The sequence below is a fragment of the Rugamonas fusca genome (assembly GCF_014042365.1).
GTDB lineage: Bacteria > Pseudomonadota > Gammaproteobacteria > Burkholderiales > Burkholderiaceae_D > Rugamonas > Rugamonas fusca.
The window spans coordinates 1-12,997 of sequence record NZ_JACEZS010000045.1; the positions used below are offsets into that span (position 1 = coordinate 1).

Annotated in this window: 9 protein-coding genes and 1 rRNA gene; 8 read left to right on the forward strand and 2 right to left on the reverse strand. The window is 63.3% G+C overall.

Features of this window, described 5'->3' with window-relative positions:
* From rrf to H3H36_RS26030, 3 genes are all read left to right on the forward strand, one after another.
* Positions 1-94: ribosomal RNA gene (gene rrf, locus H3H36_RS27860) — 5S ribosomal RNA — on the forward strand; the annotation flags it as partial.
* 177 nt (positions 95-271) lie between these two features.
* Positions 272-1,645, forward strand: coding sequence for a L,D-transpeptidase Cds6 family protein (locus H3H36_RS26025; protein ID WP_311196697.1), 1,374 nt, complete (start codon positions 272-274; stop codon positions 1,643-1,645).
* Between the two features lie 155 nt (positions 1,646-1,800).
* The gene (locus H3H36_RS26030) at positions 1,801-2,883 is read left to right on the forward strand and encodes a L,D-transpeptidase family protein (protein WP_229220114.1); all 1,083 of its coding nucleotides are present in this window, start codon (positions 1,801-1,803) and stop codon (positions 2,881-2,883) included.
* Between the two features lie 75 nt (positions 2,884-2,958).
* Here the strand turns inward: H3H36_RS26030 and H3H36_RS26035 are convergent, their stop codons facing one another.
* Positions 2,959-3,432, reverse strand: coding sequence for an acyloxyacyl hydrolase (locus H3H36_RS26035; protein WP_311196698.1), 474 nt, complete (start codon positions 3,430-3,432; stop codon positions 2,959-2,961).
* A gap of 214 nt (positions 3,433-3,646) precedes the next feature.
* Between H3H36_RS26035 and H3H36_RS26040 the strand changes: the two genes are divergently transcribed.
* Positions 3,647-4,537 (forward strand): NAD(P)-dependent oxidoreductase, encoded by an 891-nt coding sequence (locus H3H36_RS26040; protein ID WP_182220940.1) that lies wholly within the window; start codon positions 3,647-3,649, stop codon positions 4,535-4,537.
* A 15-nt stretch (positions 4,538-4,552) separates the two neighbouring features.
* Here the strand turns inward: H3H36_RS26040 and H3H36_RS26045 are convergent, their stop codons facing one another.
* Complete coding sequence (locus H3H36_RS26045) at positions 4,553-5,749, reverse strand: M20 aminoacylase family protein (RefSeq protein ID WP_182220941.1); 1,197 nt, start codon at positions 5,747-5,749, stop codon at positions 4,553-4,555.
* A gap of 162 nt (positions 5,750-5,911) precedes the next feature.
* Here H3H36_RS26045 and H3H36_RS26050 point away from each other — a divergent pair, with 162 nt between their 5' ends.
* The 4 genes from H3H36_RS26050 to H3H36_RS26065 all read left to right on the forward strand — a co-directional run bounded on the left by H3H36_RS26050 (position 5,912) and on the right by H3H36_RS26065 (position 12,824).
* Positions 5,912-7,990: a molybdopterin-containing oxidoreductase family protein gene (locus H3H36_RS26050; RefSeq protein ID WP_182220942.1), complete on the forward strand. Its 2,079-nt coding sequence runs from the start codon at positions 5,912-5,914 to the stop codon at positions 7,988-7,990.
* Between the two features lie 9 nt (positions 7,991-7,999).
* A complete protein-coding gene (locus H3H36_RS26055) occupies positions 8,000-9,127 on the forward strand; it encodes an aminopeptidase (protein WP_375539626.1) in 1,128 nt (375 codons plus the stop codon).
* A gap of 216 nt (positions 9,128-9,343) precedes the next feature.
* On the forward strand, positions 9,344-11,035 hold the full coding sequence (locus H3H36_RS26060) for a long-chain-fatty-acid--CoA ligase (RefSeq protein WP_182220943.1): 1,692 nt from the start codon (positions 9,344-9,346) through the stop codon (positions 11,033-11,035).
* Between the two features lie 118 nt (positions 11,036-11,153).
* Positions 11,154-12,824 carry a long-chain fatty acid--CoA ligase gene (locus tag H3H36_RS26065; protein WP_182220944.1) on the forward strand — a complete coding sequence of 557 codons (1,671 nt, stop codon included), beginning with the start codon at positions 11,154-11,156 and terminating at the stop codon, positions 12,822-12,824.
* The last annotated feature ends 173 nt before the right edge of the window (positions 12,825-12,997 follow it).

Consider the following 12,997-nt stretch of genomic DNA (forward strand, 5'->3'; position numbering starts at 1 on the left):
TGGTCCCACCCCTTCCCATCCCGAACAGGACCGTGAAACAACTCTGCGCCGATGATAGTGCTGCAACCAGTGTGAAAGTAGGTTATCGTCAAGCTAGTTATTATGAAAAAACCCCGCTGACATGTGTCGGCGGGGTTTTTTTTCGTCCGTACTGTTTGTTTGTCATCGTTGTTGGACATCTGTTACTAAAACCATGCGTATCCATTCTTACTTTTGATATGCGGAAATAGAAGGTGTACCATGTCCCCTTTCGCGCTAGCTTCAGACCTCAATGAAAATTAAGACCGCTCCAACTAGTAGCAACAACAAGGTTTCCACCCCGAGCATGCGTCGTGCCATTGCCCGGTTGCTGGGGTATTCCGGTGTGATTGCACTGTTGTGGGCGTCGCCTGCGCGGGCCGATGAGGTGGCCGACGTCAGCAAATTGCTGCGCGCAGGCAAAGTGGCCGAGGCGCTCGTCAAGACCAATGAGTTCCTGGCCAAGCATCCTGCTGATCCGCAAATGCGTTTCATGAAAGGCGTATTGCTGACGGAGCAGAACAAATCGGACGAAGCCATCGCCGTCTTCACCAAGCTGACTGAAGATTACCGCGACTTGCCCGAACCCTATAACAACCTGGCTGTCCTGTACGCTGCCAACGGCCAGTACGAGAAGGCACGCATCGCGCTGGAAAAAGCCATCCGCACCAATCCGAGCTACATGACGGCCTATGAGAACCTGGGCGATGTCTATGGCAAGATGGCCAGCCAGGCCTACGACAAGGCGCTGGCCCTGGGCGCCAACAACACCCCGTCCAAGTCCAAGCTGACCTTGCTGCGTACCTTCTCCAGCAGCACCGGTGCCAAGCTGACGGTGCCGGAACCGCAAGTAGCGCAAGCAGCGCCGGCGCCGGCGCCCGCGCGTCCGGCCGCCAATGCGCCCGTGCAGTTGATTACGCCATTGTCGCCAAACACGGCCAAGGCATTGCCGCCGCAGCGGATTCCGGCCTTATCGGTGACGCCACCACCGGCCGTGGCCGCCAAACCGGCACCTGCTCCCGCGCCGGTATTGGCCAAAGTTGAGCCGCCTAAACCCGCGCTGGCGCCGGTCCCCGTGCCTGCGAAACCGGCGGCGCCGGTCGTGCTGGCGAAAGTTGAGCCTGCCAAGCCCGTGGCCGCGCCGGCTCCGGTTGCGGCGAAAGTGGAGCCGGCCAAACCCGCTCCAGTGAAGGTGGAACCACCCAAGCCTGCCCCGGCGCCTGTGCTGGCGAAGGTGGAGCCACCGAAGCCGGCCGCCAAGGTGGAACCGCCCAAACCCGATAGCAGCGAGAGCGATGCGGTGCTGAAACAGGTGCATGGCTGGGCCAAGGCTTGGTCGGCACAGAACGTGGATGGTTACCTGGGTTATTACGCCAACGAATTTGAACCGCCGAAGGGCATGTCGCGCAAGGCCTGGGCCGAGGAGCGCCGCGCGCGCATCGCCGGCAAGGGACGCATCCATGTGGAGATCGGCACGCCCGAAGTCGATGTCCATGGCAATACGGCGAAAGTGACGTTCCGGCAGACGTATGAATCCGACCGATTGACGGCTCGTAGCCGGAAAACGCTCGTGCTGATCAAAAATGGTGGAAAATGGCAGATCAAGCAGGAGTCCTCGGGTAGCTGATGTCACATTTTAGATTTATGCAAGATTGGCGGACAAGTCGTGTGCTGTGCGTCCTCCTCATGGGGTTGTTGGGGGGAGGGACCAGCTTCGCCGCAAAAAAGCCCGTCAAGGCGCACCATGCGCCGGTAGTCCAGAAGGCCGATCCTGAAGAGTTGTTGTCCGACATATACCGCGAGCTGGCCGAGAACAACCTGCGCGCCGCGCAGGAGAAGGCCGACGCGCTGGTCGAGGCCTATCCGAATTTCCGACTTGGACACTTGTTGCGCGGTGACTTGCTGTTGATGCACACCCGCCCCGTGGCCATGCTGGGCGCGGCCGTGCCCGTTGGTGCGGAAGCGCGGCTGGCCGATCTGCGGCGCGAGGCGGCCGTGCGCTTCCAGGCCCAGCCTGGCCGTCCCGCCGCGTCGCTGGTGCCGCGTGCGTTGCTGCAAATGCGCAAGGACCAGCGCCACGCCCTGATCGTGGACGCCAAGCATTCCCGGCTCTACCTGTACGAAAACCGCAATGACCAGTTGCGCCTGCTGTCGGACTTTTATGTCAGCCAGGGCAAGCTGGGCATCAACAAATCGCGCGAGGGCGACATGCGCACGCCGATCGGCGTGTACTACATCGTGGGCCGCCTGCCCGGCGTGAAGCTGCCCGACATGTATGGCAAGGGCGCCTTGCCGCTCGATTATCCGAACGACTGGGACAAGGTCCATGGCCGCGGCGGTTCCGGCATCTGGGTGCATGGCACGCCGCAGGAAACGTTTAGCCGGCCGCCGCTGTCCACGGACGGTTGCGTGGTGGTCAGCAATGACGACCTGTTCAAGCTGACCCGCACGGTGGAAATCGGCAAGACCCCGGTGCTGATCGGCGACCAGGTGGAGTTCGTCACCAAGGCCGTCATGGAGAACGACCTCAAGCTGGCCACCGGCCTGGTGGAAAGCTGGCGCCGCGACGTGGAGCGGCGCGACGAAGCGGGCCTGCGTTCGCATTATTCGGCCCACTTCAAGTCCGCCACCGATGACGATGTGGATACGTGGCTGGCCAAGCAGCAATTCCTGCCTGGGGCCAAGAAAGTCAGCGTGATTGTGAGCGAACCCAGCTATTTCCGGGAGCCCAGCAAGGAAGAGATCATCGTCAGCAACTTCACGCAGGAAACCGTGGTGGGCCGCTACCGCCATGCCGTGCGCAAGAAACAGTACTGGGCCAAGGAAGGCCAGGCCTGGAAGATCGTCGCGGAATCGAACGCGTAAAAAAACGCCATGTGCGCTTGCGACGCTTCAGCTCGTCGCAGGGCCACATGGCGTTTTTTTATTAAGGCGAACCGATCAGAAGTGGTACGACGCTTTCAGTTCCACGAAGTTCACGCCCGTGTTGGGCTTGCGGTAGCCGCCATTGGAAAAGTGCTGGATCTTGGCGCCGAATTCCCAGTTGTTGTCGAGCACATAGCCGATGCCGATGTGGTCGCCAAACTGGAACAGCGTGGACAAGCGATAGGTGTCGTTGTTGTACAGCTCGGACAGCCGGTGCACGCCGATCCCGCCTTCGTAGTAGATGCCCTTCTTGTTGTCGTTTTCCCAGCGGAACACGGGAGTGAAGCCGATGTCGGTCAGATTTTCATGGGCGCCCGACACGTTCTTGTACTGGTTTTCGCGCCAGAAGCCGAAGCTGGCGTCCCAGTAGCCGCTCAGGTGGCTGCCGTTGGACTGGAACCAGCGCACGTTCCAATCTTTTTGTACCCCCAGCCGCACCATACGGACCTTAGCGGAACTGCCATAGTCAACGGAAACGGAATCGATCACACTACCATCTGCTGCCTGTGCCGCTTGCACGGCCAACAATGCGGCGGCTGCCGCAATCAACTTTTTAGCGAACATAGTATCCTTGCAATTAAAAAGCTGTATCTCTCCATGGATACGGCTGACCTGATTGTACCGGGGTTCCAGCAAATTGTTTTAGCGCGAAAATTTTCTTAAATTGATAGCAATATCGACCTTTTCAGGAGTAAGCATCCCCATGCGCATCACCTTTCTTGGCATCGGCTTGATGGGAGACCCGATGGTACGCCGGCTGTTGAATTCTGGCTATACCGTCAAGGTCTGGAATCGCACCCACAGCAAGGCGCAAGCCCTGGCGGCGGCGGGCGCCGTGCCCGTGCCGCAGCTCGACGAGGCTGTACGCGAGGCCGACATCGTCATCTCCATGCTCGAAGCGGGCCCGACCGTGGCACTGGTGCTGGAGGCCGCCTTGCCGGCGCTCGCGCCCAGCGCGCTGTGGATCGATATGAGTTCGACGCGCCAGTCGGAGGCGCAGCAGTTCCATGCCTTGCTCACCGCGCAGGGCCGGCGCTTCATCGACGCCCCCGTGTCCGGCGGCGTGGGCGGCGCCCAGGCCGGCACGCTGGCCATCATGGCCGGCGGCAGCGCCCAGGATTTCGCCCAGGCCGAGCCGGTGCTGGCGGCCATGGGACGGCCCACGCTGGTGGGGCCGGCCGGCAGCGGCCAGGTGTCCAAGTTGTGCAATCAGCTGATCGTGGGCGCCACGCTCAACATCGTGGCCGAGGCGCTGCTGCTGGCCCAGGCGGCCGGCGCCGATCCGGCCGCCGTGCGCACGGCCATCCGTGGCGGCTTCGCCGAGAGCAAGATTTTGGAGGTGCATGGCCAGCGCATGCTGGAGCGTAACTTCGTCGCCGGCGGCCAGGTCAAGACGCAGATCAAGGACCAGCGCAACATCCTGGCGGCCGCGGCGGCCGCTGGCGTGACCTTGCCCGTCACCGAGCTGGTCACGCAGCGTTATGAGACGATCGAACAGGTCTATCCGCAGGCCGACCATTCGGCCGCCCTGCTGGCACTGGAACGCCTGAATCCGGGCCAGCGCGTGGGCACGGCACCGGACAAGCTGGCCTGACGCTGATCCGGCCCCTTACTGCGCCAGCGGCAGGCTCTTTTCGGCCAGCCGGACCCAGAAGCTGGCGCCAATCGGCAGCAGGTCGTCGTTGAAGTCGTAGCTGGCGTTGTGCAGCACGCACGGCCCCAGCCCGTGGCCACCATCGCGGTGGCCGCCTTCGCCATTGCCGATGAAGACGTAGCAGCCCGGCTTGGCCTGCAGGAAGAACGCGAAGTCTTCCGCGCCCATGGTGGGTTCCACGTTGGGGTTGACGTTGTCGGCCCCGGCCACCTCCTTCATCACTTCCAGCGCGAACTGGGTTTCGCGCGCGTGGTTGACCAGCGGCGGATAGTTGCGCTTGAACTCGAAATCGACCTCGGCGCCGAACGCGGCGGCCGTGTGGCGGGCGATCTCGCCCATGCGTGTTTCCAGCAAGTCCAGCACGGGCGTGGTGAAGGTGCGCACCGTGCCCACCATCTTCGCTTCATCCGGGATCACGTTGGTGGCGCTGCCGGCGTGGATCTGGGTGATCGACAGCACGGCCGTGTCGAGCGGACTTTTCTCGCGCGTGATGATGGTTTGCCAGCTTTGCGCGATCTGCACGGCCACCATCACCGGGTCGATGCCGTTGTGGGGTTGGGCCGCGTGCGCGCCCTTGCCCTTGATGGTGACGTGGAATTCATTGCTCGACGCCATCATCGGCCCTGCCGTCACGCTCAGCGTGCCGGTGGCCGCGCCGGGCCAGTTGTGCATGCCGTAGATGGCGTCCATCGGGCACTTCTCGAACAGGCCGTCGGCGATCATGCTGCGCGCGCCGGCGCCGCCTTCCTCGGCTGGCTGGAAGATCAGGTAGACGGTGCCGTCGAAGTCGCGGTGGCGCGCCAGGTAGCGGGCCGCGCCCAGCAGCATGGCCGTGTGGCCGTCGTGGCCACAGGCGTGCATCTTGCCGGGGTGGCGCGAGGCATGGGGGAAGGTGTTGATTTCCTGCATGGGCAGCGCATCCATGTCGGCCCGCAAGCCCACCGCGCGCGGCGAGGTGCCGTGCTTGATGATGCCCACCACGCCCGTCTGGCCCATGCCGCGCAGGATGGGGATGCCCCATTCCGTCAGCTTGGCCGCCACCACGTCGGCCGTGCGCCGTTCCTCGTAGCACAGCTCGGGATGGGCGTGCAGGTCGCGCCGGATCTGCTGCAATTCGGATTGAAACGCCAGGATAGGCTCAACTAGTTTCATTGCTGTCTCCGTGTTGGGGTTCGCAGACTGCCGAGGCCGTCTGCGAGATCAGGCATTGTAGCCCTTGTAACAGCGGGAAATCCAGCGCCAACCCGACGGCCGGTGCGCTGCGCCGGAATCGTTTACGATAGCGGTTTCAGTGTACGCTTTTTGGAACCCGACATGACCATCACCCACGTTCGCGCCGCCTGCCCGCATGACTGTCCCGATACCTGTGCCCTGCTGGTCACGGTGGAAGACGGCGTGGCCACCGAGGTCAAGGGCGATCCCGACCATCCGCCCACCGCAGGCGTGCTGTGCACCAAGGTGTCGCGCTACGCGGAGCGCACTTATCACCCCGAACGCCTGCTGCATCCGCTGCGCCGGGTGGGCAAGAAGGGCGAGGGCAAGTTCGAGCGCATCAGCTGGGACGAGGCGCTGGACACCATCGCCGAGCGCCTGAAAAGCATCGCCGCGCGCGCGCCCGAAGCGATTTTGCCGTATAACTATTGCGGCACCATGGGGCTGGTGCAGGGCGATTCCATGTCGGCCCGTTTCTTTCACCAGCTGGGCGCGTCGCTGCTGGACCGCACCATTTGCGCCTCGGCCGGCGCGACCGGCTACAAATACACGATGGGCGCCACCATCGGCACCGACCTCGAGCAATTCCAGAATGCCAAGCTGATCCTGATCTGGGGCGGCAACCCGATCGCTTCCAACCTGCACTTCTGGACCCGGGCCCAGGAAGCCAAGCGGCGCGGCGCCAGGCTGATCGCCATCGATCCCTACCGCTCGCTGACGGCGGAAAAATGCCACCAGCACATCGCACTGATGCCAGGCACGGACGCGGCGCTGGCCCTGGGCATGATGCACGTGCTGATCAAGGAAGACTTGCTCGACCACGATTACGTGGCCCGCCACACGCTGGGCTTTGAGGAACTGAAGCAGCGCGCCGCCGAATGGACGCCCGAGCGCGTGGCCGCCACCTGCGGCATTACCGTGGACGAGGTGGTGGAACTGGCCCGCGTCTACGGCCAGATGGCCAAAGCCGGCGAGCCGGTGGCCATCCGCCTCAACTACGGCGTGCAGCGCGTGCGCGGCGGCGGCATGTCGGTGCGCAATATCACCTGCCTGCCGGCGCTGGTGGGCGCGTGGCGCCACGCGGCCGGCGGCGTGCAATTGTCGGCGTCCGGCGCCTTCCCCACTGACAAGGCGGCGCTGCAGCGGCCCGACCTGCTGCCGAACGCGCCGCGCACCATCAACATGGCCACCATCGGCGACGACTTGCTGCGCCCCGCATCGGCCGAGTTTGGCCCCCAGGTCGAAGCCGTGATCGTCTACAACGCCAACCCGGTGGCGATCGCGCCCGATTCGCCCAAGGTGGCGGCCGGTTTCGCGCGCGAGGATTTGTTCACCGTCGTGCTCGAGCACTTCCAGACCGACACGGCGGACTATGCCGACATCGTGCTGCCCGCCACCACCCAGCTCGAACATGTGGACACCCACACGGCCTATGGCCACCTGTACATGATGGCCAACAACGCCGCCATCGCGCCGCTGGGCGAAGCCAAGCCCAACACGGAAATCTTCCGCCTGCTGGCGGCCCGCATGGGCTTCGATGATCCCTGCTTCCAGGAAAGCGACGACCAGCTGGCGGCCCAGGCCTTCCGGCGCGACAGCCCGCGCGCCATCCACTTCGACTGGGAATCGCTCAAGCGCAAGGGCTGGCAAAAGCTGGCCATGCCGGACGCGCCATTCGCGGACGGCGGCTTCCCCACGCCATCGGGCAAGTGCGAGTTTTATTCAGCCACGATGGCGGCCGATGGCCTCGATCCGCTGCCATCCTACAACGCGCCGTACGAATCGCCAGGCAGCAACCCGGAACTGGCGGCACGCTACCCGCTGGCCATGATTTCCCCGCCGGCCCGCAACTTCCTCAATTCCACCTTCGTCAACGTGAAGAGTCTGCGCGCGGCCGAAGGCGAGCCCCACCTCGACATCCACCCGGACGATTGCGCCGCGCGCGGCATCGCGGACGGCGACATGGTGCGCATCTTCAACGACCGTGGCACCTTCGTGGCCAAGGCGCGCGTGACGGCCAAGGCGCGGCCGGGACTGGTGGTGGGCTTGTCCGTGTGGTGGAAGAAGCTGGCCAGCGACGGCAAGAACGCCAACGAAGTGACCAGCCAGGCGTTGACCGACATGGGCCGCGGCCCCACGTTTTACGATACACTGGTACAAGTCGAGAAAGTTGTCGCATGAAGGTGTGCCATGGGCCAGTTTCGCAGCGTGTTCTTCCGCGCCAGGTATTGGCTGGTGGGGAGCGGACTTGCCCTGATGCTGGCCGGTTGCGCCCAGTTCAAGTACTACATCCAGGCCGCCCAGGGCCAGTATGCGCTGTGGTCGGACGCCCGGCCCATTGAAGACTGGCTCGGCGATCCCAGCACCGATCCCCGACTGAAGGCCAGGCTGGAAAAAGCGCTGCTGATCAGGCGCTTCGCCGTGCGTCACCTGGGCCTGCCCGATAACGCCAGCTATAAGAATTACGCCGCCCTGTCGCGCCCGTTCGTGTTGTGGAACGTGGTGGCTACGCCGGAATTGTCGCTGCGGCCCATCAAATGGTGCTTCCCCATCGCCGGCTGCGTCAGCTACCGGGGCTACTACAGCAAGGAAGACGCACTGGCATACGCCGCCGAGCTGCGGGCCGAGGGCGACGACGTGCAGGTGGGGGGCGTGCCCGCCTATTCCACGCTGGGCTGGTTCAGCGATCCGCTGCTGTCGACCTTCATCAACTATTCCGACGCGGAACTGGCCCGCATGATCTTCCACGAATTGGCCCACCAGGTCGTCTACGTGCAGGGCGACAGCCAGTTCAACGAAGGCTTCGCCACAGCCGTGGAGGAGGCCGGCGTGCAACTGTGGCTGGACCTGTATGGCAACGACGCCATGCGCGAAGGCTATGCACGCTACCATGTGCGGCGCGAGCAATTCCTGGCCTTGCTGGTGCGCCACCGCGCGGCATTGGCCGCCGCCTACGCGCGCCACACGAGCGCGCACCACAAGCGCGAGGAAAAGGCGCGCATCTTCGCCGCCCTCAAGGCCGATTACCTGAAACTCAAGGATAGCTGGGGCGGCTATGCCGGTTACGACCGCTGGTTCGCCGAGCCGCTCAACAACGCGCACCTGAGCGCGGTGGCCACCTACCAGGAAGACTTGCCGGGATTTCGTGCGCTGCTGGCACAGGAGAAGAGCTTTCCGCGCTTTTATGCTGCGGTGCGATCACTGGCGGACATGGCGGTGGCGCAACGCCAGCAGCGGCTGCAGTGGTTGGGACGCCCCGCCATGCTCAATGCGGAGAACAGCGCCGCGCCGGCGCCGGCTGCCGGCACTGTTCAATGATGCTGCGTCGCAGCATGGCTGTTGTCAAAAAGATACGCATCAGCGCGCTTAGAAGGCTTGCTCCAATCGGCGCAAAAGCGCTTGCGCACGAGCGTTCGTTTATATAGCATCGGTTCAAGTACTTTCACGGCGCTCGCGCCGGGGGAGCGCCTGACCCTGCTTCCCGGCCCTGTGCGCCGGTTTCCACAACGATAAAATCGAGACAAGAGGCACAGGATGGAGAAAATCTGGTTGAAGTCGTATCCCCCTGGTGTGCCGGCTGATATTGATCCTAATCAATATCGTTCCCTGGTGCAACTGCTGGAAGAAGCGTTTCGCAAGTACGCAGACCGCAATGCCTATGTCTGCATGGATAAATTTCTCACCTACGCCGAAGTCGATGCGCTGTCCAGGCGCCTGGGCGCGTGGCTGCAAAGCCGCGGCCTGAAACCGGGCGCGCGCGTGGCCGTGATGCTGCCCAACGTGCTGCAATACCCGATCGCCGTGGCCGGCATCCTGCGCGCCGGCTATACCGTGGTCAATGTCAACCCGCTGTACACGCCGCGCGAACTGGAACACCAGCTTAACGACTCGGGCAGCGAAGCCATCATCGTGCTGGAGAACTTCGCCAGCACGCTCGAGCAGGTGCTGGGCAAGACCTCGGTCAAGCATATCGTGGTGGCCAGCATGGGTGAAATGCTGGGCGGCCTGAAGGGCATGCTGGTCAATTTCGTGGTGCGCAGCGTCAAGAAGATGGTGCCGCCGTTCTCGCTGCCCAACGCCATGCGCTTCAAGGATGCGTTGTCGCACGGTGGCCGCATGAAGCTGACGCCGGTTGAATTGCAACCGTCGGACGTGGCTTTCCTGCAATACACGGGCGGCACCACTGGCGTCTCCAAGGGCGCCACGCTCACGCACCGCAACCTGGTGGCCAACGTGCTGCAGGTGGAAGCCTGGTCGGCGCCCGCCATCGGCAACGCGCAGGAAGCGCTGACCGTGGTGTGCGCCTTGCCGCTGTACCACATCTTCGCGCTGACGGCCTGTGCGCTGTGGGGCGCGCGCGCCGGCGCACTCAACCTGCTGATCCCCAATCCGCGCGACATCCCCGGCTTCATCAAGGAAATGCGCAAGTACAAGATCAACGTGCTGCCGGCCGTGAACACGCTGTACAACGCGCTGGTCAACCATCCCGAATTCGCGTCGCTCGATTTCTCCGCGCTCAAGGTTGCCAACGGCGGCGGCATGGCGGTGCAGCAAGCCGTCAACGACAAGTGGCTGAAGGCCACCGGCAAGTCCATCGTGGAAGCCTACGGTTTGTCGGAAACGTCGCCGCTGGCCACCAGCAACCCGGCCAACAGCACGGCGTTCTCCGGCACCATCGGCCTGCCCGTGTCGTCCACCGAGGTCGCCATCCTGGACGATGATGGCCAGCCCGTGGCGCTGGGCCAGGCCGGCGAGATCGCCATCCGTGGCCCGCAAGTGATGGTCGGCTACTGGAACCGTCCGGACGAGACGGCCAAGGTGATGACGCCCGACGGCTACTTCAAGACGGGTGACGTGGGCGTGATGGATGAGCGCGGCTACGTGAAGATCGTCGACCGCAAGAAAGACATGATCCTCGTGTCCGGCTTCAACGTGTACCCGAACGAACTGGAAGGCGTGATCGCGGCCCATCCCGGCGTGCTCGAATGTGCTTGCGTGGGCGTGCCGGACGAGCATTCGGGCGAGGCCGTCAAAGTGTTCGTGGTGCGCAAGGACCCGAACCTGACCGTGGATCAGCTGATGGCCTATTGCAAGGAACAATTCACGGGCTACAAGAAGCCGAAATACATCGAGTTCCGCGACGAACTGCCCAAGACCAACGTCGGCAAGATCCTGCGGCGCGCATTGCGCGACGAACCGCAAGCGGCCGTCAAGCAGGCGGCGTAGCGGCAACATATACCCGGCCGGCAAGCGTGGTGGCTTGCCGGCCTTCGTTTTTAAAAACCATAGCAAACGAACCTGGCGCTCAGTGATACGCGCCGTCAACCTGATAGTGAGGCATTAGATGGAAAAGATTTGGCTGAAGTCCTACCCCGAAGGCGTGCCGGCGGAAATCGATATTACGCAATACCGCTCGGTGACGCACATCCTGGAGGAGGCATTCCGCAAGTTCTCCGATCGCAACGCCTACGTTTGCATGGATAAATTCCTCACCTATGGCGAGCTGGACCGTCTGTCGGCCGCCATGGGCGCCTGGCTGCAAAGCAAGGGCTTGCAGCAGGGCGCGCGCGTGGCCATCATGCTGCCTAACGTGCTGCAATATCCGGTGGCCATGGCCGCCATCCTGCGCGCCGGCTACACGGTGGTCAACGTCAACCCGCTGTACACGCCGCGCGAACTGCAGCACCAGCTCAACGATTCGGGCGCCGAAGCCATCGTGGTGCTGGAAAACTTCGCCACCACGGTGCAGCAGGTAGTGGCCAACACCAAGGTCAAGCACGTGATCGTGGGCAGCATGGGCGACCTGCTGGGCGGCCTGAAAGGCATGCTGGTCAATTTCGTCGTGCGCAAGGTCAAGAAGATGGTGCCGGCCTATTCGCTGCCCAAGGCGATCTCGTTCAAGCAAGTGCTGGCCGAGGGCGCGCGCCTGAAGCTCAAGCCGGTCAAGCAGGGCCATGACGACATCGCCTTCCTGCAATACACGGGTGGCACCACGGGCGTGTCCAAGGGCGCCGTGCTGCTGCACCGTAACGTAGTGGCCAACGTGCTGCAGAACGAAGCGTGGCTGCAACTGCCGCCGCAGAAGGAGCAGCTGGTGTTCGTGTGCGCGCTGCCGCTGTACCACATCTACTCGCTGACCATCAGCGGCTTCATGGGCATGCGTTTGGGCGGCATGAATTTGCTGATCCCGAATCCGCGCGACATTCCCGGCTTCGTCAAGGAACTGGCCAAGTACAAGGTCAGCGTATTCCCGGCTGTGAATACGCTGTACAACGCGCTGCTCAACAACGCCGATTTCGCCAAGCTGGACTTCTCGTCCTACAAGATCTGCAACGGCGGCGGCATGGCCGTGCAACAAGCCGTGGCCGACCGCTGGCTCAAGCTGACGGGCACCCCCATCATCGAAGGCTACGGCATGTCGGAAACCTCGCCCGTGGCCACGGCCAACCGCGTCGACATCAAGGAATTCACGGGCACCATCGGCCTGCCGATTCCCTCGACGGAAGTGCAGATCCTGGACGATGACGGCAATCCGCTGCCGTTCGGCCAGGCCGGCGAGATCGCCATCCGTGGTCCGCAGGTGATGGCCGGTTACTGGCAGCGTGACGACGAGACGGCCAAGTCGATGACGGCGGATGGCTTCTTCAAGACCGGCGACGTGGGCATCATGGACGAGCGCGGCTATACCCGCATCGTGGACCGCAAGAAGGACATGATCCTGGTGTCGGGCTTTAACGTGTACCCGAACGAGATCGAAGGCGTGGTGGCGGCTCACCCAGGCGTGCTGGAAGTGGCGTGCATCGGCGTGCCGGACAAGAACTCGGGCGAGGCTGTGAAGCTGTTCGTGGTGCGCAAGGACCCGAGCCTGACGGCCGACCAGCTGCAAGACTACTGCAAGCACGAACTGACGGCCTACAAGAAGCCGAAATACATCGAGTTCCGCGATGAGCTGCCCAAGACCAACGTCGGCAAGATCCTGCGCCGCCAGCTGCGCGACGAGAAGCAGGCGGCCTGACGCAAGCCGGCTCCCGCCACGGAAAATCGCCCGACTAGCCGGGCGATTTTTTTTGGTGCGCCCAGCATGGGCGCACTCCTGTGGGTGCAAGTCCCGCCGCGAGCTGACCACAGTGAGCGAAGTGAAGCGCAACTGCGGAAGGGTAACTGACTGTGGGAAGGAAGCGTGGAGCA